This window comes from Cellulomonas sp. plas2 (genome assembly GCF_057221735.1).
This window is the reverse complement of record NZ_CM170155.1, coordinates 2,928,473-2,950,196: the sequence shown is the minus strand read 5'-3', so window position 1 is coordinate 2,950,196 and position 21,724 is coordinate 2,928,473. Positions and strand designations below refer to the sequence as shown.

Below are 21,724 nucleotides of genomic sequence, written 5' to 3'. Positions count from 1 at the left end.
TAGGAACACCAGGTCAGGCGCGCGGCCGTGCGTACGGCCGGCCGGGTGGCGCTCGCGGCCCCGCCACCCGGACGTGTGGCGCACATGGGTGGGACACGCGGCGGTGCTCGATGCGAACGATTCGCACGAGTAGCTGCCGCTCACACGAATCGGACAGTCCGTAGCATTCGACGCCTACGTCTACCTCACGCTGGAGCCCTTCGGCGGCCTGACCACCGACGAGGCACCCGCCGAGGCTCTGGCGGAGACGCTGGTTGCCATCAACGAGCTGGGCCCGCGCGTCTTCGTGCGGTTTGCGCACGAGATGAACGGCGGCTGGTACCCGTGGGGTCAGCAGCCGGAGGCCTACGTCGCGGCGTTCCGCACGGTCGCCGACGCGGTGCACACGCTCGCGCCGGGCAACGCGATGGTGTGGTCGCCGAACTACGGGGGCGGCTACCCGTACGACGGCGGGCAGTACACGGCCGCCCCGGGCACGGCCGACTTCGCGGTGCTGGACACCGACGGTGACGGCGTCCTGACGATGTCCGACGACATGTACGCGCCGTTCTACCCCGGCGACGACGTCGTGGACTGGGTGGGCCTGACCCTGTACTGGTTCGGCTACGCCTGGCCGTGGGCCGCCAACGAGGTGCCGGAGGAGGGCCGCTTCGTCGCCCAGCTGACGGGCACGTACGCCGGTGGCAGCGACCCGGTCATGGGCTTCGCGCCTGACGAGACCGGTGTGCCGGACTTCTACGCCACGTATGCCACGGACAAGCCGATGGCCATCTCCGAGACCAGCGCGCTGTACAACACCGACGAGCCGTCCGGTGCTAGCGCGGCGGCCATCAAGACGGCGTGGATGAACCAGGTGCTGGGCCTGGGGGAGCAGTTCCCCCGCATCAAGCTCATCAACTGGTTCGAGCACAGGAAGTCGGAGCAGGAGAACTACGGCGTCGTCGACTGGCGGTCGACGGTGGACCCCAAGGTCCGCGAGGCGCTGGTCGAGCACCTCGCCGTGGATCGTTTCGTCGCGGCGCCGTAGCCGCCGGCAGCGGGCCCCGCTACCCGCGGCTGCGGTGCTCGGCCAGCACGGCGTCGACGACCCGCGCCGTACGCAGCGCGCTCTCACCCGTGCTCGGGCACGTCCCGGTGCCGAGGAGGGCGTCGACGACGGTCTGCACCAGCGGGAGCTGCACGGCCTCGGGATCCGGCGCGACGACCTCGCGCGAGCCGTCGCGCGTCACGACCGTGACGGGGCCGTCCTCGAAGCACGGGAACCGCAGGGTGCCGGCCGTGCCGGCGATCTCCACCTCGTCGAGCGACTCCTGCACGTCGTAGGACCAGAGGCCGACGCCGTGCACGCCGGAGGCGAAGGTGAACGACGCGGCGACGGTGTCCTCGGCGGCGAACCTGCCCCCGAGGTTGGCGACGTGGGAGGCGACGCCCGTGACAGGGCCGAGCAGCATGTCCAGCACGTCCAGCGTGTGCGACCCCAGGTCGACGAACAGCCCGCCACCGGCCACCTCGGGACGCACCCGCCACGGCGGCGGGTCGGTCGGCCAGTGCCCCGTCGGCTTCTGGGTCCGGACGACCACCGTCCGCGCCTCGCCGATGGTCCCGTCCGCGAGCAGGTCGCGCACGGCCAGGAAGCGGGGGAGGGCGCGGCGGTAGTAGGCGACGAACAGCGGGACACCCGCGGCCGCGCACGCCGCGAGCATGCCCTCGCACTCCTGGGCCGTCCGCGCCATGGGTTTCTCGACGTACACCGGCTTGCCCGCGGCGGCGGCGCGCAGGGTGAGCTCGGCGTGCGTGTCGGGCGGGGTCGCCACGTACACGGCGTCGACCGCGGGGTCGGCGAGGAGCGCGTCGGCGTCGTCGTACCAGGACGGGACGCCGTGGCGCCTCGCGTAGTCTGCTGCCTTCGCTCCGTCGCGTCGCATGACGGCGACGAGCTGGGAGCCACGCGCCTGCTGGAACGCGGGACCGCTCTTGCGCTCCGTCACGGCGCCGGCACCGAGGATCCCCCAGCGGACCGGTGCGGCGGTCGGGTGCTCGCTCACCCGACGGACGTTACCCGCGCCACCTGCGGGGACGGGCCACGCGTGTGCTCCCGGTGCCGCACGTGTCAAGTGAGGGACGGCACCAGCCGACGAAAGGGCATGACCACGACCACGCTCCGACGGTGCGTCACGGCGGCGGCCGTGCTGCCCCTCGCCCTGCTCCTGGCACCGAGCGCCGGTGCCGCCCCCCTCGGACCGACCGTCGACGGGCTCCCGCTCGCGGGTGCGGTCGTCGCGCCGCAGACCACGGTCAGCGCGCCGCCCGTCGCCGGGACGGCCAAGGCGAAGTTCGTCGTCGACGGCACCTACCTCGGTGCGGACTCCACGGCGCCCTTCACCTGGCCCCTCTCGCTGGCGCCGGGCGCGCACGAGCTCGAGGTGCGGCTCTACGACGGCCAGAAGGCCTCCCTCGGCCGCGTGGAGGTGTCCTTCACGGTCAGCGCGACCGCGGCGGCCCCGACCACCCCGCCGACGGCGACCCCCGCGCCGACCCCGACCCCCACCCCGCAGCCGACGACACCGGCCCCGACCCCCGGCGCCGCCGTCACGGTGAGCACCGTCGCCCAGCTCGAGCGCGCGCTCGCCACCGCCGGGCCCGGCAGCGTCATCGACCTCGCGCCGGGCCGGTACGTGCGCGCCGGCGGTTCCCGATGGGTGGCGGCGGCGAACGGCACGTCGGCGCAGCCGATCACGCTGCGCGGTCCCCGCACCGCCGTGCTGACCTCCAGCGGTGTGACCGGCGACTACGGCCTGCACATCACGGGTGACCACTGGCGGGTGCTCGGCCTCTCGGTCCGGGACGCGACGAAGGGCATCGTGCTGGACGGCAGCGTGGGCACGGTGCTCGACGGCGTCGACGTCGGCACCATCGGCGACGAGGGCGTGCACTTCCGCGCCTGCTCCTCCGACGGCGTGCTGCGGAACTCGTCGGTGCACGACACCGGCCTGCGCGCGCCGCGCTACGGCGAGGGCGTGTACGTCGGCTCGGCCAACTCGAACTGGTCGAAGTACAGCTGCACGGACGGTCGCGACAACTCCGAGCGCGTCCTCGTCGAGAACAACGTCTTCACGGACGTCCCGGCCGAGGGGGCCGACCTCAAGGAGGGCACGGAGTCCGGCACGCTGCGCGGCAACGTGTTCGTCAACGTGGGCTTCTCGGGCGAGAACTCCGCGGATTCCGCGGTCGACGCCAAGGGCAACGGCTGGCTCATTGAGGGCAACGTGGTGCGCGGCGCCTCGGGCGCGTTCCTCGACGGCTTCCAGACCCACACCGTCTACAGCGGCTACGGGACGGGCAACGTCTTCCGCGGCAACGTCGTCGAGGGCACCGTGAAGGGCTTCGGCATCGGCCTCTACCCGGTCTCAGGCAACGTCGTCGACGCCACGAACAGCGCCGCCGGCGCGGTGATGGGCCTCGTCGGCTCCAACGGCCGGGCCATCAGCCCCACGAGCTGACGGACCGGCACCAGGCGGCGCCGGCACGGACCGCAGGTCCGGGCCGGCGCCGCGCGCGCGTCAGGCGGGAGCGGGGGCGGTCCCCACCTGACGGAGGGCGAACTCGAGCGAGTCCGCGTCCGCGGTGCCGAGGTCGACGGTGCTCGGCATGAGCGGGCGGCCGAGCGCCCGGTAGTCCCAGCCGGCCGCGCGGTAGGCGTCCGCGTCCAGCGCGTGGCGCCCGTCGACCACCTTCCGCTGGGCGACGAGCCAGCCCATCATCTCCGGGTCGGCGTGCCGGAACTGGTCCCACTCGGTGAGCAGCACGACCACGTCCGCCTCGTGCACCGCCGCCGGCAGGGAGTCGACGTAGGCCAGCTCGGGGTAGGCACGCCGTGCGTTGCCCATGGCCTGCGGGTCGTACACCCGCACGACCGCGCCCTCCTCGTGCAGCATGCGTGCGACGTCGAGCGCCGGCGCGTCGCGCACGTCGTCGGAGTTCGGCTTGAACGCGGCGCCGAGAGCCGCGACGCGGACCCCCTGCAGGGTGCCGCCCGCCAGCTCGCGCACCAGGTCGACCGTGCGCCGCCGCCGCCGGTTGTTGATCGCGTCGACCTCGTGCAGGAACGCCACGGCCTGACCCACACCGAGCTCGTCGGCCCGCGCGGCGAAGGCGCGGATGTCCTTGGGCAGGCAGCCGCCGCCGAAGCCGAGGCCCGGCTTGAGGAAGCGCCCGCCGATGCGTGCGTCGTAGGACAGCGCCCTGGCCAGCAGGTTGACGTCGGCGCCGGTCGCCTCGCACACCTCCGCCATGGCGTTGATGTACGAGATCTTCGTGGCGAGGAACGAGTTGGCGGCGACCTTGACCAGCTCCGCCGTGGGCAGGTCGCACTCCACGAGCGGCGTGCCCTTGTCGAGCACGGGCGCGAACGCCGCCCGGAGCTGGGCGGACGCCCACGCCGATGTCACGCCGAACACGAGGCGGTCCGGCGTCAGCGTGTCGGCCACCGCGTAGCCCTCGCGCAGGAACTCGGGGTTCCAGGCGAGCTCTACCGCCGCGCCCGCCGGCGCCGCGGCCTGCAGGCGCTGGGTGAGGGCGGCCGCCGTCCCGATCGGCACAGTCGACTTCCCGACGACGAGGGACTTGCGCGTGAGGTGCCGCGCGAGGGCGTCGACCGCCGCGTGCACGTACGTGAGGTCGGCGGCCTGCGAGCCCTTCGTCTGGGGCGTCCCGACGCAGACGAAGTGCACGTCGCCGAACGCCGCCGCCTGAGCGAAGTCCTGCGTGAACCGCAGACGCCCGGTCGCGAGCGTCTCGCGCAGCAGGTCCTCCAGCCCGGGCTCGAAGAAGGGCACGCGGCCGGCCGCGAGCGCCTCGATCTTGCGGGCGTCCACGTCCACGCCGAGCACCTCGAAGCCCAGCGCCGCCATGCACACGGCGTGCGTCGCGCCGAGGTAGCCGGTGCCGATGACGGTCATGCGAGGTCGGTCCACCACGGGCTCCACGAGCCGGACGGTGCTGTGGGTCTGGTTGTTCATCGGTGCTCCTCGGGCCCGAGCGGATAGGGGACGGTGCGGTGCTGCCGTGCAGGTGCGGTGGTGCAGGTGCGGTGGTGCCGTGGCGCCGGTGCGGACGTGCGAGGCGGGGCGACGGTCAACGGCAGTCGACGTTGCTGAGACCGGCGGAGCGGCCGTCGCCCTCGAGGCGGTTGTCGCAGCGCACGACGTTCTCGTTCACCGGCCGCAGGGCGACGAGGTGCCCCTCGTCCGCGTCGATCGCGCCGCTGTTGCCGGTGAAGACGTTGCGCGTGCCCCAGCCGTCGGCGACGTCGTGCGTCTGGAACCCGTCCAGCGGGCTGAACCGGCCGACGTTGTCCCGGATCTCCCAGTCGTTGCCCTTGACGTCGACCCAGGAGTCGGCGTCGGTGATGCCGGAGCCGTCGAACTGGTTGTCGTGCAGCACCCCCTCGGAGGTGCCCTCCTTGATGTCGACCGCCTCGCTGGTGGTGGCGTAGATCGCGTTGCGGGCGACCTCGTTGCGGTCGCTGCGGTCCGGCTCGCCGTCGGTGATGCTCTCCCAGTTGCTGGTGGCGGTGCCGATGTAGACCCCCTCGCCGAACTTGCCCCGGCGGTGGCCCGTGTCGCTGATGACGTTGTCCACGACGCGGTTGTCCGTGCTGTGCCGGCGCAGGTGGACCGCCTCGTCGCCGATCCCGTAGACGGTCAGGCCGCTGATCGTCGTGCCGACCGTGCCGTCGGCCATGACGCCCTTCTGCCCGTTGCGCACCGTGAACCCGTGCAGGACCCAGTGCTGCGCGCCGTCGAGGTGCAGGACGTAGCCGCCGCGCCAGCCGTCGCCGTCGAGCACCGCGTCCGCGCTGCCGCACAGCGCCGCCGGTTCCTCGGCGGTGCCGGACCCGGTCACGACGAACTCGCCGTCGTACTCCCCGGGCTCCAGCCAGATGGACGTCCCGGGCCCGGCCTCGTCGAGCGCGGCTTGCAGCTCGTCGCCGTCCCGGACGCGGACCGTCGGCCGCGGGCACACCGACGCGTCAGCGGTGGGCCTGGTCATCCAGTCGGGGAAGGGGCTCGCTGCCTCCATGCGTCGCACCTCGTCGTCCTCGTCCTCGTCCTCGTCGTCGTCCTTCTCGTCGCCTCCGTCCTGTCCGTCGTCCTCGCCCGACGGCCGAGGGGACCGGGACGTCACCGCCCCGTCCTGCCCGACGAGCGGGGCGCCGCCAGGGGTCCCCGCATCGACGACGGGCACCGGCGCGGTCGCGACCGCCTCGGAGGGTGCGGCGGCGGGGTCGGCCCCGTCCGCGGAGCAGGCGGCGACCAGCAGGAGGGCGGCGCAGGTCAGCACCGCCGCCGCCCTCCGCCGCCGACGTGCGTGCCCGGGCACCGCCGTCACGTCCCAGCCCCCTCCGCGTGCCGCCCCGTCCCGGTCGCCGACGACACGCCCACGCCCGCCGGCGAGGCCGCACCCGCCGTGACGAGCGTCCCGCGCGCGGTCTCGAGGGCAGACGGCATCTCGATGAGTTCGGCGAGGCGGCGCTGCGCCTCGTACGGGTGCTCCTTGCGCCGGCGGCGGCGGTGGCGGGTGCCGGCCAGCGCCGTCGCGACGAGCAGGACGGCCAGCAGCAGCCACATGACGGTCAGGGGCTGGAGCGTGTTGCGCACGATGGTCCAGAAGGGCTTCGTGCTGGTCCACGCGGACAGGTCGTTCTCGCCCACGGTCACGTCGGTCGCGCGCTTCACGTCGATGGCGCTCGGGCCGCGGCCCTCGGCCGTGTTCTGCTGGATCAGCGTGCCGTCGCTGGACCCGACGACGGTGAAGGCGTGCAGCGTGGCCGCGGTGATCGTGTTGCGCTCGACGAGGGCCGTCGAGTCCCGCACGTACACGGCGGTCGGGCTGCTCGCCACGACGTTGCCGGAGATGCCCACGTCGCGGGCGCCGTCACGCAGCGCGATGGCGTGCCGGACGTTCTCCTCGAGGTGGTTGCCGACGAGCGTCACGTCGGTCGCCTCGTCGCGCACGACGATGCCCATGTCGTTGCCGGCCAGGTCGTTGGCGTTCACGCTGATGTTCGTCCCACCGATGATCTCGATCCCGAACCGTGCGTTGTCGTCGAAGCGGCTGTTGCTGATGGAGTTGTTGCCGTAGTCACCCACCGGCATGCCCGTGGCGCTCGGACCGTCGGCGAGGGCGCTGCCGCGGACGACGATCCCGCTGGCCCCGTTGCGGCGGCTGGTGACCTCGCTCACGACGATCCCGGTCGTGGCTCGCGCCAGCACGATGCCGTTGCCGGCGTTGTCGGAGGAGATGGTGTCGGCGACCGCGGCGTTGACCACGTACCGGTGCATGACCAGTCCGTCGACGATGCTGTTGCGGATCTCGGACCCGGAGATGTCGACGCCGTTGGCGCTCGAGACGAACAGGCCGAAGGCGTTCCCGTCGAAGGTGGCGTCGGAGACCTTGGCGGAGACGTAGCTGTACTCCGGGTCCTCGTCGTCCGTGTAGGGCACGGGCAGGGTGCCGACGGGCAGCAGGCCCTCTACCGGGGTGCCGTCGGTCGCCGCCGACAGCTCGGAGGCGGCGGCGCTCTGCTCCGCCGCCGGCTCGGCCGGCTCGGCGGACGGGTCGACCTGCGGCTGGTTCGCGTCGGGGACGACGCCGAACGGGACGTCGAGCCCGGACGCGTGGTTGTTGGCGGCGACGGCGTCGCCCAGGTCGCGGCCGTACTCCTCGAGCGCGCCCTCGCTGGGCCGGTCCACCCCCGTCAGGGCGACGCCGCCGGTCCGTCCGCTCCAGAAGCCGAGGTCCTCGAACGTGACGCCCTCGAGGGTGACCTTGCCGCCGACCGACCGGACGTATGCACGCCCGTCCTCGGTGCGGGTGTCCGCGCGGCCGCCGTCGCGGTCCCAGCTCTGGATGGTCACGGGCGAGGCCTGGGTCCCGATCATCTCGAGCTCACCGCCGAGGTTCACGATGGAGACGAACCGGTCCGTGTCGCTCGCCATGCGGATGGTCAGCGGGCCAGTGCTGGACAGGGTGAGACGGGCGCCGGGCTGCACGACGACGTTCTCGCTGAGCACGTAGGTGCCGTCCGGCTCGCGCACGAAGGTCTGCGGCGCGAGCCGCAGGAGGTCGGCGACGCCGTACGGCTCGCTGCGCCGCGTGAGCACCAGCGTGTACGCGTTGCCGGTGCTGAGTCGGTAGGCGCCGAAGACCGGGAGCTTGCCCCACTGGATCATGCGGCCGACGGTCTGGACGTCGGCGAGCCGGTCCTCCTCGTCGGCCACGAGTGCGGGCTCCGTGCGGGCGTTGCCCGGGTAGTCGACCGTGGACGACGTCTCGTCGGTCGTGGGCTCCTCGGTCGTGGCCGCGGCCACCGCCGGCGAGGCGGGACCGACCAGCAGGGAGGCGCCGAGCAGGGTGCCGACGAGTGCGGCGCCGAGGAGGCGGGGACGGCCGCTCATGCCAGGACCTCCGTCCGACCGGTCGCGTCCGGGTCGAGCGGGTGCCCGGCAGGTGGGCCCGCCGCCGCGACGGCTGCGGCGAGGGGCGGCATCGCGGCCGCGGCCGCCACGGGGGTGGCCCCAGCGCCCGCGAGGACGTCCACTGCCGGTCCGGTGGCCCGGCTGGACAGCGTGGCGGCGGTCTGGCCGTCACCCCCGGTGCGGTCCGCGTGACGCGTCAGCCATCCCTGCTTGTTCATCGTGACGAAGGCGTACAGCTTGATCGGCAGCGCCACGAGGATGACGACGAGCGTCAGCAGCGGCAGGATCAGCAGGTCCTTCGGGTGCCGTCGCAGGTGGGAGAAGCCGCGGATGCCGCGGCCGAGCAGGAGCCACGCAGCCGCCAGCACGATGCTGACGGCGGTCCCGTCGATCCGCGCGAACAGCAGGTAGCCCAGGGTGATGCCCATCGTCACCGGGGTGAGCAGGATCTGCAGGACGGTCACCTTCGTGACGAACGGCGTCCGCCACAACCACCCCTTCGCGGCCGCCGTCAGGTAGCACCGGTAGGAGTTGCGGCTCCACCGGATGCGCTGCTTGACGAAGGCACGGAAGGACGACGGGAACATCGACAGGGCGCGCGCGCTCGACTGGTGCACCGTGCGGTACCCCGAGGCGAGCACGAGCCAGGTCAGCCGGCCGTCGTCGCCGGCGATGCACCGGCGACCCAGGAAGAACTCGTTCTCGAGGTTCTCGAGGACGGGCTGGACCGCGGAGGACCGGTAGGCCGCCGTCCGGCCGGAGAGGCACGCCACCGCGCCGGCGGCGCCCATGGCCGGCACGTAGTTGTAGTACCGCAGGTTGACCAGCCAGTCGGCGATACGGCGCCAGACGCTGGTCTCGCGGGCGAAGACGTTCTGCTGGGTGCCGACCCCGCCCACGTCGGGGTCGAGGAAGGGCATCTGCACGGCTGCCAGCAGCCCGGGCTGCCACTGCGTGTCGGAGTCCACCAGGACGATCACCTCGGACGTCGCCTGGCGGATGCCCACGCCCAGCGCCGAGCGCTTGCCGGCGTGCCGGAACATGACCGGTCGGACGCGGGCGTCCCCGAGGGCACGGATCCGGGTCTCCGCCTCGGTGTCCGCCACGTCGAGCACGATGATCACCTCGGTCGGGTCCTGGGCGAGCCAGGTGGCGAGGCAGTCCATGAGGATGTCCGGGTCCTCGTGGAAGGACGGCACGACCACGGAGGTCGTGGTGCGGAAGTCGTTGAGCACAGGTTCCGCGCGGGCGGAGAGGATGACGCGGTAGAGCCACAGGCCCCACACGACGAGCCCGGCGAACGCGAGCGGGAACGCCTTCCACAGGTCTTCGGGGGTGATCTCGCCGACCACGAACCACTGGTCGGGCAGGAGCTGCGCGGTGAACGGCATCAGCGGTCCTCGGCTGGTGGGAGGGGGGCGACCGCGGGGCGGTCGCCGTCCGGATGCCTGGACGCTAGGAGGGGGGAGGTCGGTGACGGCAGAGCGAGGACTACCCGTTTCGTCCGTTTTCACCCGCGTACCGCTGCACCAGGTGTCACCCGATGGAGCGAAGTGCCACCTGCGTACCGCCTTCGGCGACCGTCCCCCCCATGGTGCGTAGCACGTCCGCCAGCTGACCGCGCGTGGAGACGGCGAGCTTCGCGAAGACGTTGGAGACGTGACCCTCCACGGTCCGCACGGAGAGCTGGAGCAGCCGCGCCACCTCCGCGTTGGGCAGCCCGCGCGCGACGAGGGCCGCGATCTCGCCCTCCCGTGGCGTGAGACCGCGGACCCGTGCCGGCTCGCCGACGCCCGGCACGCGGACGCTGCGGGCGCGGATGGAGCGCATGCGCCGAGCGTGCTCGACGTCGGCCGGGACGGCGTGGTGGACGTGCGCCAGGCGGGCGACCGCGAGGGCGAGGATCCGATGGCCCTCGTCCTCCGCCATGAGCGCGATCCGCGCGAGGGCGTCCCCGTCCCCGTCCCGGACGGCCGTCGCGAGGGGCAGGGCGCGAGCGGCCACGGGCCCCCGCACCTGCCGGGCCGCGCCGAGCAGGGGGGCCGCTGCACCCTCGCGGCCGAGGACGAGCGCGGCCAGCAGGAACCGCAGGGCTGTCAGGTGCCGTCCCGCGGCGAGGTCCGCCGTCCCCTCGTCGAGCAGGAGCTCCGTCGCCCCCGTGTCGCCCGCGGCGCCACGCGCCCACAGGTGCAGCAGGGTCCAGCACCGGCGTACCACCCACGGCGCGCGTGCCATCACGGGCTCGGTCTCCGCCACCGGAGGGGGAGTCCCCTCGAGCGCGTCCGCGGCGACCAGACCGACCGACGCCAGGCGGGACGCGAGCAGCTCGGACGGTCGCAGGGCCGCGGCGACCGGTCGGAGCCATCGCCGTGCCGCCTCGACGTCACCGCGCACCAGCAGGCGGAGCCCTACGACGAGGTCGTGGTGGTACGTCGCCGTGGCAGGCCGCAGGTCGCCGAGCAGCGGCCACGGCGCGGGCGCGGGCTGCGGCACCCCGTCCTCCACGGTGGCCGCCGCGACCGCCTCGCCGGTGAGGAAGCGCAGCAGGAGCGGGACCAGGTACTGGTCGCCCGCGTCGTGGTGCGGGTCGGGCTCCGTCATGCCCGTGGCCCCGCCGCTCAGCGCCGCGGCGACCTCGAGGCGGGCGGTGAGCAGCCGCCGCCATCGAGCGACCAGCGCGGGGTCCGCCGACCCGTCGGCCGGTCGGACGAGCTCCTCGCGCAGCAGCGCGATCGCTCCCAGGGCTCGGCCCTGGTGCAGCTCCCGGCAGGCCCGGAGCCCGTGGGAAGTGGCAGCCGTGCGGAGGCGGTCGCCGGTGGTCAGCGACCCGAAGAGGTGCTCCGCCCAGGACTGCCCGCCGCCCTCGGGCACGACGTCGAGCGTCTGCTGCAACGACCAGGCGACCAGGCGGCACAGGTCCGCGTCCGCGAGGTCGAGCGCAGGGAGCCGCACCAGCGCCTCCAGCGCGGCCGGCGTCAACCCCTCCTCGCGCGCCAGCACCACGGCACGCAGCAGGGAGACCACTTCTGGGCTCTCGTGGGGTGCAGCGGCCGCCAGCGTCGCCCGTGCCGCCAGGAGGTTGCCCGTCTCGACGGCGGCGACGACGGCGGACGCCGCCAGGCGCACGGGGACGGGGACGCGGCACGCCGCAGCCCAGCGGATCCAGCCCGTACCGCACGCGGTCCCCGGTGCCGGCGGGCCGTCGGGGTAGCACGCCTCCAGCAGTCGGGAGCGCCGGGTGGGCCCCGCCTGCGCGCGTACCGCGGCGGCGACGACCTCGTCCATCGGTGCGACCACGGTGTCGTCCTGCTCGACGAGGCGCACGAGGCCGCTCCGCAGCAGGACGTCGAGGGCGTCCTGGTCGACGGCTCGCCGCAGCGTGCCCACGGCGAGCCCGCCGGACAGGGCGAGCGCGTCCAGCAGCGACCGCTCGGTCGAGGACAGGGAGGCCACCGCCGTGGGTACGGCCGAGAGCAGCGCCGGCAGCGGACGGGCGCCCCACACCAGCGAGTCCAGTGCGGTCTCGAGGCGGACCGCCGGGTCGGAGCCCGGGGCGGCGTCGTCGGCCATGTCGAGGATGGCGGCCACCGAGCGCAGGTGCCCCCGGGTCACCCGGTGCAACGTCTGCAGGGACCGTGCGGGCAGCACCTCGCCCCACCGGGCCTCGACCAGCCGCCCCAGGGCCGCACGTCCGAGGGGCCGGACCCGCACGACGCCGAGCACCCCGTCGAGAGCGGCTGCGCGCAGATCGGGGGGCAGGTGCTCCACCTCGTCGGTGAGCAGCACCAGCCGGCACGCGTCCTCGGCCGTCAGGGCGAGCAGGAGCAGGCTGCTGGCAGAGTCCAGGTGCTGGGCGGCGTGCACGGCGAGCACGACGGCCTGCCCCGCGCCGAGCGCGTGGAGCCGGCGCGCGACCGCACCCAGGGCATGCGCCGGTCCCTGCAACGCCTCGGGCTCCTCGTGCAGCAACGGCAGCAGGGCCGCGTAGGGGACGTCGCGCGAGGCGGCGGACGCGCGCAGCGTGAGCGCGACCCCTGCCGCTCGCTCGAGCACCTGGTGCGCGAGCGTCGAGGTGCCCACCCCGGGCGCCCCGACGACGACGAGCCCGCGACGACGTGCGTCGGACAGCGCGCCGAGCGCCTTGTCCAGCACGGGTCGCTCGAGGAGCGTGCTCCCGTCGGTCGGCATCGCTGCTCTCCCCCCGGGTTGCCGCGCGGCCGCCCGCCTCCCATGCTGCCGAAGTGGCGGGGCCGGCGGGCCCGGTCCACTGTGGCACTGGTCATATCCGGACGAAAGACCCAGTGCCGGAACCGCGCCAGGTCCGACCGCTGGGCCTGCTGCAGCCGTGGGCGTCACCGCGGCGCGAGCGCCTCCCGGAAGGCGGCCACGGACGCCCGTGAGCTGGCGATCCGCCAGTCCGTCTCCTTGTCCTCGTCGAACCACGCGACGGCGAAGAGGTCGGGCTGCGCGTCGGCCCAGGTGAACAGCTGCCGCACCCACGCGGCCTTGTCCCCGCCGAGCTCGCTCGAGGCGGTCTCGGCGATCATGAGCGGCTTCGTCGGTGCCACGGCGCGGACCTGCGCGAGCGTCCCGTCGAAGACCTCCTCCGGCGTCTGCCAGCGCTTGCCGGGCGCGCTCGTGCCCCAGTTGTAGCCGTCCACGGCCACGACGTCGACGTACGCGTCCCCGGGGTACAGGCCGGCCAGCGGTGTCGAGCCGGGGTAGACGACGTTCGGCGACCACACCCACGTCACCTGCCGCGCGCCCCGGGCGGTCAGGACGTCGTGCACGTGCCGGTAGGCGCGTACGTAGTCCCCGGCGGCGTTGCCGTTGACGCCGGTGCCCCACGGGTACCAGTCGCCGTTCATCTCGTGCCCCCAGCGGACCTGCACCGGCCCGCCCCACCGCGCCAGCACGTCCGCGAACGCGGCGAGCTGCGCGTCCCAGCGCCCGCCGGCGATCTCCGTCAGCCGGTACGCCGGCTGGTCGACGCCCCCCGTCCACACCCACGGCTCCCAGGTGATGACGGGCACCGAGCCGTGGTCGACGACCGCCTGCAGCTTCGCGGGGTCCGGCAGCTCACCGAGGCCGGTGTACCAGTGCACGTACTGCACGTGCCGCCCGACGAGGGTCTCCGTCGCTCCCAGCGCCCGCGCGTCGAGCGGCCCCCACGGGACGGTCGTGCCGAAGGCCGGCCGCGCCGCCGTCCGCACCGCGACCGTCCCGGGTGGGCACAGGGGACCGTCGGCGACGACCGTGGCTGCCGCGGTGCTCGTCGTACCCGCCGCCGTCACACCCACCGCCGCCTCCGCCACCCCGACCGGCCCGAAGAGCCCCGTCAGCACCCCGACGACGAGCGCCGTCCACCGCCGCAGACCCGATCCCACCACGGCCGCCCCATCGACCGGACCGGGCCGCCCGCGCGCGATCGGGTGGTGACGTCAGCCGACGGTGTGAGGTGCCGGCGACGGGCGCCCCTCCTCACCCGCCCGGCCCTGTCCGGGCGAATCGGACATCCCTACGGTTCCGGACGAACCACCGTGCTGCCTCACGACGGCGTGAGCGCCCTTCCTCGATCCTCAGGAGACGCCATGTCCGCCGTGCTCGCGCACGCCTCCGCCGCCCTCGGCTGGGTGCTGTTCGTCGGGATCTCCGTCATCGGCATCCGGATGCTGTCCTACTGGCGCAGCTTCCTGTTCTCCTGGCGGCGCTACCGCCACCGGGACGCGGTCTCGACCGCGGAGCTGCGGCTGACGGCCGTGCCCTTCGTCAAGGTGCAGATCACCACGCGCGGCTCCGCCGGCAGCAGCGAGGTCATCCAGCGCGGCATCGACAACGTCATGGCGCTCGCGGCGGAGGACCCGGAGTTCTACGGGGAGTTCCTCTCGGTCGAGGTCGTCACGGAGTCCCTCGACCAGGCCACGCTCCTGCAGACCCGCTACGACGGCGCCCCCGTGGACGTCTCCGTCCTGCTGCTGCCGGCCGACTACCAGACGCCCGGCGGCACGCAGCTCAAGGCCCGCGGCCTGCACTACGTCGTCGAGCGCCGCCGCGAGGGCTGGAACGCCAAGCCGGGGCGCACCTTCGTCGTGCACTACGACGAGGAGAGCGTCCTGACGCCGTCGGAGTTCCGCAAGCTGGTGAAGCACCTGGCCGGCACGGACAAGAAGGTCCTCGAGGGGCCCATCTACTACCCCCTGGAGTACCTGGACGCGAGCGCTCTGTGCCGCGCGATGGAGGCCAACCGGCCCGTCGGCTGCTTCGAGTGCCGCCAGGTCATGGAGGAGGGCGTCCCGCTGCACCTGCACGGCTCCAACCTCGTGGTCGACGAGGCCTTCGAGAACGAGCTCGGCTGGGACATCGGCGCCCTCGACGGGCAGCCGCTCATCGCGGAGGACTACGTCTTCGGCATGAAGGCGTACACCGCGGCCGGCAGCGACGTCTTCGGGTGGCACGGCTGCGCGATGCTCGAGCAGCCGCCGTTCTCGGTGAAGAGCGCGTTCAAGCAGCGTCACCGCTGGATCTTCGGCGTGCTGCAGGGCATGGCGCTCAACCGCCGCCTGCCGGAGTTCCGCGCCCTGCCGGCCCGGACGCGCCTCGGCATCGTGTGGGGCACCCGGTTCCGCATCATGACGTTCGCGCTCGGCGCGGTCGTCGGCTCGCTGTCGCTGCTGGTCCTGCCCGTGCTGCTGGCGCGGTCGGTGGGCGCGCTCCTGGGCGACGAGGCGTCGCCGCTGCCCTGGCCGGCGATGGTGTGGCTGACCGTGCTCGGCGGCCTGTGGCTGGGGTCCGTCGGCATCGGCGCCTGGTACAACGTGGCCGAGGCCGGCATGAGCCGGGCCCACCGGTGGACCGAGATCGCGCGTGCCGTGGCCGTCGCGCCCGCGGCCGGTCTCATCGAGAGCGCCGCCGGGCTGTGGGCCGTCGTCGAGTGGGGGCTGGGCCGCCGCGAGGTGTTCTGGCAGCCGACCCCGAAGACGCTGACCGCCGACGCCACCGCCGCCTGGTCGGCGGAGGACGAGCTCGCCGCGCTCGCGGACTGACCGCCACCCCACCTCGTCGTCCCCGCGCGGCCCCCTACTGCCGCGCCCCCGCTCACCTGCTGGAGACACCTGCCATGCCCGTGCCCGAGACCACCGGCCCCGACCGGTCGCCGACCCTCCCACCCGCCGCCGCCAAGGGCGACAGCCGCGCCAGCGCGACGCCCATTCAGGGCGCCGCTGTCGCCCTCGCGGCAGCCGTGGACGGGTCCCAGCCCGTGCTGGCCTTCCCGCCCGCCGCGGCCATGCCGTCGCTCGCGGCGACGTCCGCGCGCCGGGGCTCGCCGCTGGCCGCCGTGGGCCTCGGCCTGGCGGCGCTGGCCGTCCTCGTCGTCTACATCGGCACGCCGCTGGTGCACACCGCGCGGTTCGTCGTGCACGCTCTGCCCGGCGCCGCCGCTCTCGCCCTGGTGCTCGGGCTGGCGTTCGCGCTGCTCGTCGTGCGGATCCTGCACGCCACCCACCGCCCGGCGCTGCCGCGCGTGGCGCGCGCGGGTCGCCGCGGCCGTCGCCGCGCATCCGACGTGACGGCCGTGGTCGGGCCGCTGGCCGACCGGGTCGTGCGTCTCGACGCCGGCACCGCCGTCACGACCGACGCCGCCGACACGGCCGACAACACGGCGCAGGGTCGGTGAGCGCCGCCGTGGTCTGCACCTCGCGCCTGCGTCGTACCGCCGTCGTCCTGACCGCCGCCGTCGCGTCCGTCGCCGCCCTCGGGGGAGTGGTCGGCGTGTACGCGCTGCCCCTGCTCTCCGACGGGACCGCCGAGGCGTCCGACGGCGTGGCGTCCGCGCCAGCCGCTGCCACCCCGTCGGAGCCGGTGGTCATCGACGAGGACGTCACGACGCTCGAGCCGGCCGACGGCCGGACCCGCTTCGGCTTCCAGGTCGCCTGGACCTCCGACAGCCCGGCGGCGCTCGTCGAGCGCTCGGGCATCCGCGCCGAGCAGTACGGCATCTTCCTCGAGTACCCGCTGTCGGTGGAGGACACCGCGACGCTCATGTCCGCCGCGGAGCAGTCCGCAGCGTTCGACGCCGACGTCTACCTCACGCTCGAGCCCTTCGGCGGGCTGACCACCGAGGTGGCGCCCGCCGAGGCCCTGGCGGAGACGCTGGTGGCCATCAATGAGCTGGGCCCGCGCGTGTTCGTGCGGTTCGCGCACGAGATGAACGGCGGCTGGTACCCGTGGGGCCAGCAGCCGCAGGCGTACGTCGCCGCCTTCCGCACGGTTGCCGACGTGGTGCACGCGCAGGCCCCGGGCAACGCCATGGTGTGGTCGCCGAACTACGGCGGCGGCTACCCGTACGACGGCGGGCAGTACACCGCCGTCCCCGGCACCGCCGACTTCGCGGTCCTGGACACGGACGGTGACGGCACGCTGACGATGTCCGACGACATGTACGCGCCGTTCTACCCCGGCGACGACGTCGTGGACTGGGTGGGCCTGACCCTCTACTGGTTCGGCTACGCCTGGCCGTGGGCCGCCAACGAGGTCCCGGAGGAGGGCCGCTTCGTCGCCCAGCTCACGGGCACCTACGCCGGCGGCAACTCCGCGACGCAGGGCTTCGCGCCCGACGAGACCGGCGTGCCCGACTTCTACGCCACCTACGCCACGGACAAGCCGATGGCCATCTCCGAGACCAGCGCGCTCTACAACACCGACGAGCCGTCGGGCGCCAGCGAGGTGGCCATCAAGACGGCGTGGATGGAGCAGGTGCTGGGCCTGGGGGAGCAGTTCCCGCGCATCAAGCTCCTCAACTGGTTCGAGCACCAGAAGTCCGAGCAGGAGAACTACGGCGTCGTCGACTGGCGTGCCACGATTGATCCAAGCGTGCGCGAAGCAATGGTGGAGCAGGTCAGGGACGAGCGATACCTCGGCCTGGGGTGAGCGGCGAGTTGCCTACCCGGCGGGGGCGTCAGTGGCCAGCACCAGTCTCGACGGTATTGGGCGACGATCTTGCCGAGAGTCACGAGGGCGTGCTCTAGCCTCTGATGTCGCGTATGCCGCGAAGACCACGACGGTCGGCGTCATCAATCCCTTGGCATCAAAGTCAAACGTCCGCCAGGAAGGCGTAATCGCGGGCAGAGGTACGTGCTCGACGCAAGGACCGAGCGGCAGGGCACGTCCACGACCGCGGTAAGTGACCCGCGCGGTCGCCTCGGATGATTGGCTTTCGGGCTGGCTGCTGGTTGCCGCGGGTGAGCGGGAACTTGAGGAAGGTCGGCCCGCTGCCCAAAAGTGTAGCGGCCTAGGCGCTCTTTGCGGCAGTCTTAGGATGTGCGCCAGGATCGGTGGCTGTGAGTACTTCCTAAGTGAGAGGCAATCGCTCGAGATTGACGTCGTGTGGGCAGGTCGGCACCAGAACCGCACTGCCTGTGGGCGTTTCGGACCAACGTCCACGAGCAGTAGCAGTAGCACTAAATCTCTGAGCGAGTCGGCTGCGATTCGACGGGCGCCGAAGGACGAGCGGCCAGGCGCTTCAATTTGAGCGCCGGCCGCTCCACAAATCGCCAGGAAATTAGGGCGACACAATATGTGGCAGGTCCTGCGGCCAGGACGAGCACGGGCGCGCTGATCGTGGGAGCCAGCGCGACCAACGTTTACTGAATCGGGAACGCCCAGATGAAGATTCCGTAGGACAGGTCGCCGGGCGCGGTCAGGAAATGGAGGCGCCCGAGACCGCGGTACGCCAAGAACAGGGTCACATAGGGGAAGGCAACGGCCGTCGCTACCACGTGGATGAAGTCGCCCGCCCAGTAGGACCCCAGCCAAGTTATAACCGCCAACACGAAGAGGGCCGGGTGAAGCGGGATGCGATCTCGCAGCAGGTAATATGAAGCGGCCCCGGCGAAAAGGCTGAATAGCAGAATCAGGGTGTGCACGGCCTTCACCCCCGTGGCGCACGACAGGACCACCACGGGTAGGAGGGCGCAAACCCACAAAGCCCGTATTCGACGCCGCCTGGTCGCGATCGCCATTCCGACAACGAGCAGAATCGCATAGGCCTTGACCTCGACCGGGAGCGTGCCGAGCGAGCCGTTCGCGGAGGTGTTTGCGTGAGTGCGGAAAACGCCAGGAAGGTCGTAGTATGTGAGCTGCGCGACGTTGCCGATCACGAACTTCGCCGGACCGCTCGACAACAAGTAGTCGCGAATGGGAAGCGTTGTGAGCGCGGCACCGAGTACGTAGGCAGTGAGCACCACGGAGACGATCAGGGCGGGCAGGATCCGCAGTGCTCGTTTCCAGATGAAGCTCAGCGGGCGCGGGTCGGTTGCCCAGCTCTAGGTGACCAAATATCCGCTAATTGAGAAGAATACCAAAACCCCGGCGAATCCGAGAGTGTCTCGAGTGCCAGGAAAACCGGGCTCAGGGCCGCCCGTGAGTGGCCACGAATGAGACACCAGCACCATGCTCGCAGCAATCAACCGAAGCACGTCGAAGTTGTTCTCCCTGCGTCCGGCCTCGGCCGCATCTGACAGTGTCGCGAGGTCCCTGCCCCATATGGTCACGAAGGAAAGGATAGAGGGCCAAGAGCGCGACCAGGAGGGTGTTCCGGGTGAGGCCCGGCACTCCCGCCAGCCGCGCAGTGAGCCGAACCTGAGGAGCGGGCTCGAAGTCCGCCAACAGCGTGCCCATCGCTTGGCTCTCTGTCGACGACGGACGAAAAGTAGGTCGCAGCGACGGTCGCGCGGGCGGCGTCGTCCTTGGGGCCGCCGAAGTACGAGCGCGCGTCGGGGCCGAACGCGTTCACGCAGTTCGGGGCCCGGGTGCAGGCGCTGCGGGGCCGAGCAGCCGCAACTGCCGGGCGCGGTCCCGGCGAAGCGGGTGGGCTGGACCGGGTCGATCACGTGGTTCCGTGAGCGGGTCCGCCCGCTGCGCGCGGCCTACCAGCGCCCCGACCCCGCTGATCGGCTCGAGCACGCACCGGGCGACACGGTCCAGTGCGACCTGTGTTTTCCGCCGGTTCGGGTCGCGACCGGTGCCGGCAGCACGGCGGTGTTCCCGGTGCTGGTGATGGTCGCCGGCGCACCCGAGGCTCATCACCGCGGTCATGCTGCCCTCGCGTACGACCGGAGACCTGCTGACTGGGACGTGGCGGCTGCTGGGCCCGCTGTGCGCGGTTCCGCGGCGGCTGTTATGGGACAACGAGGCCGGCATCGGGCGCCGGGGCCGGCTTGCTGAGGGCGTGGGCCAGTTCTGCAAAACGCTGGTCACCCGGCTGGTCCAGGCCCGCCCGTACGACCCGGGGACCAAGGGCGTGGTCAAGCGAGCAAACCAGTACCTGGAGACCTCGTTTGTACCCGGACGCACCTTCATCGACGGCCGCGACTTCACCACCCAGCTGACGTCGTGGCTGACGCGCGCCAACGGGCGCACGGTCCGTGCCCTGGGCGCGCGTCCGGTGGACCTGATCGTGGCGGACCGGGCCGCGATGGTGGCGTTGCCGTCGATCGCGCTGGCGCACGAGTGGGACCTGCGGATCCGGCTCGGGCGGGACTACTACGTGCGCCTGGACGGCAACGACTACTCCGTCGACCCGCGCGTGATCGGGCAGATCATGGACGTGCATGCCGACCTGCACCAGGTCACCATCCGCGCCAACGGCACGCTCGTGGGCCAACACGCACGGTCCTGCCAGCGCGGGTCAGGGCTGAGCCGGCGAATCGTGAGGTTATTGCGTCAGGAGGCTCGGATCTCGCGCACGGCTCGCCAGCGCGCCGACTTTCGCTGTGCGGCTCGAGCACGCGCTTCTGGACGTATCCAGTGGAGCTGGCCTATGCACAATCAGGGCAACGACACCCACCGTCAGCCGGTCCCGCCGGATCGCATGAGTCGGACGGTTGCGCCAACCGGGTGATGTCGGCCCGGGGCGATCATGACCCGAAGGAGCGATGCCGACGCTGGTGAGTGGCCGACAGGAACGGTGGAGTGCACATAGGGGGCGGGGCGCGTGTTTGGACGAAGGAAAACAGCAGCTACTGCAATGGGAGCTAAGATCATGGCGGCCCTGGCCGCCCTCATCGTGATGTCGCCGATAGCCCCTGCAGCGGCCGCATCCATCTCAGATACCACGGTAACGCCGACTTCCGGGTGGGTCTACAGCGCAGAGAATCGTTCGTATCTCACGTCGCAGATCAAACGGGGGCTCGACGGCCTCATTTCGAGATCGTCCATCTCGGATGCACAATTCTACGAGAACGGCGAGTGGCGACACGCAGGAATTCCATGCACGCGGTGTGACGTCGGTCCCGGCGTTGCGGCCGCCGGCCTGTGGATGCAAACCCGGGACACGCGGTATCGGCAGATTGCAATCGACACCATGAACTCACTCATCTCAAAGCACCAAAACGCCGACGGGTCGTTCGGACCCCGCTACGGGGGCGAGACCGGGAACGACATCCAAACGGTCTTCGCCAGCCTTAACTTGGGGCTCACCTGGAAGATATTGATGTCCAGCGGTGGCATTACCGCGGATACCAGCGATCGTTGGATTGCCGCAGAATTGAACGCGGTGAATTGGTTGCGACAGAACGGCAATTTCGTCTGGTACACCAACGGCAACATTTCCCTAGCAAACGCTGCGGTTGCGGGAATCGCATGGAGGATGTCGGGGGACGCGTCCTACAAGAACTTGTACGACGCCGCCTGGCGATTCGTCACCTCGCCGGATCAACGTCGGTGGCCCGGCGCGGGACTTCGCATGGTGGTGAACCCGACGACCGCAGACGGCTCTGATGGCAGAGGCTACTTCGCGGAGAACGGGGGGACGGGTTTTGGGTTTGATGCTGACTACACGCAGTTCCAGGCGGATATCGCGAGCATCATGACGCTTACCATCATGGACGAGCGAAGCCGTTGGCTCCTAAATCTGCTCGTTAATCAGTTACTCACGAAGACAGACCAGAGCACGTGGTTGCTGGACACCTCCGGAGGAACCCGACTCGTCGAGGCGAATAGGCGCGTCCCTCTCAACACCGGCGCGCTTGCTGTTGCGTCGGCTTCTGGACGCAGGGACCTATCCGACGCAGCTGGTCGCCAAGTCCGATCAGTTGCCGATTTCTTCTACCAGTCCGCAACGTACTCAAACATCGGTGTATATCAGGCCTGGGCCACAAGAGCCGCTGCGGTCATAGTGGCCGACGCAGGCCTGCTCGCAACCTGCCGAACCGTCCCTTCGCAGTAGTGAGGCCGACGGCGTAGCG

The 21,724-nt window shown here is 71.9% G+C and carries 15 protein-coding genes; 7 read left to right on the top strand and 8 right to left on the bottom strand.

Going from position 1 to position 21,724, the window contains the following annotated elements:
* Positions 1-286: 286 nt before the first annotated feature.
* The gene (locus AC2TDM_RS13195) at positions 287-1,027 is read left to right on the top strand and encodes a glycoside hydrolase family 26 protein (protein ID WP_484634916.1); all 741 of its coding nucleotides are present in this window, start codon (positions 287-289) and stop codon (positions 1,025-1,027) included.
* 19 nt (positions 1,028-1,046) lie between these two features.
* Here AC2TDM_RS13195 and AC2TDM_RS13190 read toward each other — a convergent pair whose 3' ends face one another.
* Complete coding sequence (locus AC2TDM_RS13190; RefSeq protein WP_484634915.1) at positions 1,047-2,045, bottom strand: Gfo/Idh/MocA family protein; 999 nt, start codon at positions 2,043-2,045, stop codon at positions 1,047-1,049.
* 99 nt (positions 2,046-2,144) lie between these two features.
* Between AC2TDM_RS13190 and AC2TDM_RS13185 the strand changes: the two genes are divergently transcribed.
* The gene (locus AC2TDM_RS13185) at positions 2,145-3,500 is read left to right on the top strand and encodes a right-handed parallel beta-helix repeat-containing protein (protein WP_484634914.1); all 1,356 of its coding nucleotides are present in this window, start codon (positions 2,145-2,147) and stop codon (positions 3,498-3,500) included.
* Positions 3,501-3,560: 60 nt separating this feature from the next.
* On the opposite strand, the gene AC2TDM_RS13180 is transcribed toward AC2TDM_RS13185, so the two are convergent.
* The 6 genes from AC2TDM_RS13180 to AC2TDM_RS13155 all read right to left on the bottom strand — a co-directional run bounded on the left by AC2TDM_RS13180 (position 3,561) and on the right by AC2TDM_RS13155 (position 13,870).
* Positions 3,561-5,018 (bottom strand): UDP-glucose dehydrogenase family protein, encoded by a 1,458-nt coding sequence (locus AC2TDM_RS13180; RefSeq protein WP_484634913.1) that lies wholly within the window; start codon positions 5,016-5,018, stop codon positions 3,561-3,563.
* Positions 5,019-5,133: 115 nt separating this feature from the next.
* The gene (locus tag AC2TDM_RS13175; RefSeq protein WP_484634912.1) at positions 5,134-6,390 is read right to left on the bottom strand and encodes a right-handed parallel beta-helix repeat-containing protein; all 1,257 of its coding nucleotides are present in this window, start codon (positions 6,388-6,390) and stop codon (positions 5,134-5,136) included.
* A complete protein-coding gene (locus tag AC2TDM_RS13170; RefSeq protein WP_484634911.1) occupies positions 6,387-8,459 on the bottom strand; it encodes a right-handed parallel beta-helix repeat-containing protein in 2,073 nt (690 codons plus the stop codon). The genes AC2TDM_RS13175 and AC2TDM_RS13170 overlap by 4 nt, the downstream gene beginning before the upstream one ends.
* Positions 8,456-9,871: a glycosyltransferase gene (locus AC2TDM_RS13165; RefSeq protein WP_484634910.1), complete on the bottom strand. Its 1,416-nt coding sequence runs from the start codon at positions 9,869-9,871 to the stop codon at positions 8,456-8,458. The genes AC2TDM_RS13170 and AC2TDM_RS13165 overlap by 4 nt, the downstream gene beginning before the upstream one ends.
* A 145-nt stretch (positions 9,872-10,016) precedes the next feature.
* Complete coding sequence (locus AC2TDM_RS13160; RefSeq protein WP_484634909.1) at positions 10,017-12,668, bottom strand: helix-turn-helix transcriptional regulator; 2,652 nt, start codon at positions 12,666-12,668, stop codon at positions 10,017-10,019.
* Between the two features lie 164 nt (positions 12,669-12,832).
* Positions 12,833-13,870 carry a glycoside hydrolase family 26 protein gene (locus tag AC2TDM_RS13155; RefSeq protein WP_484634908.1) on the bottom strand — a complete coding sequence of 346 codons (1,038 nt, stop codon included), beginning with the start codon at positions 13,868-13,870 and terminating at the stop codon, positions 12,833-12,835.
* Between the two features lie 201 nt (positions 13,871-14,071).
* Between AC2TDM_RS13155 and AC2TDM_RS13150 the strand changes: the two genes are divergently transcribed.
* From AC2TDM_RS13150 to AC2TDM_RS13140, 3 genes are all read left to right on the top strand, one after another.
* Complete coding sequence (locus tag AC2TDM_RS13150) at positions 14,072-15,523, top strand: glycosyltransferase family 2 protein (protein ID WP_484634907.1); 1,452 nt, start codon at positions 14,072-14,074, stop codon at positions 15,521-15,523.
* A 74-nt stretch (positions 15,524-15,597) separates the two neighbouring features.
* Positions 15,598-16,155 (top strand): hypothetical protein, encoded by a 558-nt coding sequence (locus AC2TDM_RS13145; RefSeq protein ID WP_484634906.1) that lies wholly within the window; start codon positions 15,598-15,600, stop codon positions 16,153-16,155.
* Positions 16,152-17,408 carry a glycoside hydrolase family 26 protein gene (locus tag AC2TDM_RS13140; protein ID WP_484634905.1) on the top strand — a complete coding sequence of 419 codons (1,257 nt, stop codon included), beginning with the start codon at positions 16,152-16,154 and terminating at the stop codon, positions 17,406-17,408. The genes AC2TDM_RS13145 and AC2TDM_RS13140 overlap by 4 nt, the downstream gene beginning before the upstream one ends.
* A 713-nt stretch (positions 17,409-18,121) precedes the next feature.
* On the opposite strand, the gene AC2TDM_RS13135 is transcribed toward AC2TDM_RS13140, so the two are convergent.
* On the bottom strand, positions 18,122-18,721 hold the full coding sequence (locus AC2TDM_RS13135; RefSeq protein WP_484634904.1) for a hypothetical protein: 600 nt from the start codon (positions 18,719-18,721) through the stop codon (positions 18,122-18,124).
* An 851-nt stretch (positions 18,722-19,572) separates the two neighbouring features.
* Here AC2TDM_RS13135 and AC2TDM_RS13130 point away from each other — a divergent pair.
* A complete protein-coding gene (locus AC2TDM_RS13130; RefSeq protein ID WP_484634903.1) occupies positions 19,573-20,379 on the top strand; it encodes a Mu transposase domain-containing protein in 807 nt (268 codons plus the stop codon).
* Between the two features lie 141 nt (positions 20,380-20,520).
* On the top strand, positions 20,521-21,705 hold the full coding sequence (locus tag AC2TDM_RS13125) for a hypothetical protein (RefSeq protein ID WP_484634902.1): 1,185 nt from the start codon (positions 20,521-20,523) through the stop codon (positions 21,703-21,705).
* Positions 21,706-21,724 lie beyond the last annotated feature (19 nt).

Coding starts and splice junctions, on each gene's coding strand:
- AC2TDM_RS13185 (WP_484634914.1), top strand. CDS start 2,145: ATGACCACGACCACGCTCCGACGGTGCGTCACGGCGGCGGCCGTGCTG.
- AC2TDM_RS13180 (WP_484634913.1), bottom strand. CDS start 5,018: ATGAACAACCAGACCCACAGCACCGTCCGGCTCGTGGAGCCCGTGGTG.
- AC2TDM_RS13170 (WP_484634911.1), bottom strand. CDS start 8,459: ATGAGCGGCCGTCCCCGCCTCCTCGGCGCCGCACTCGTCGGCACCCTG.
- AC2TDM_RS13165 (WP_484634910.1), bottom strand. CDS start 9,871: ATGCCGTTCACCGCGCAGCTCCTGCCCGACCAGTGGTTCGTGGTCGGC.
- AC2TDM_RS13160 (WP_484634909.1), bottom strand. CDS start 12,668: ATGCCGACCGACGGGAGCACGCTCCTCGAGCGACCCGTGCTGGACAAG.
- AC2TDM_RS13150 (WP_484634907.1), top strand. CDS start 14,072: ATGTCCGCCGTGCTCGCGCACGCCTCCGCCGCCCTCGGCTGGGTGCTG.
- AC2TDM_RS13145 (WP_484634906.1), top strand. CDS start 15,598: ATGCCCGTGCCCGAGACCACCGGCCCCGACCGGTCGCCGACCCTCCCA.
- AC2TDM_RS13130 (WP_484634903.1), top strand. CDS start 19,573: ATGCTGCCCTCGCGTACGACCGGAGACCTGCTGACTGGGACGTGGCGG.
- AC2TDM_RS13125 (WP_484634902.1), top strand. CDS start 20,521: ATGGCGGCCCTGGCCGCCCTCATCGTGATGTCGCCGATAGCCCCTGCA.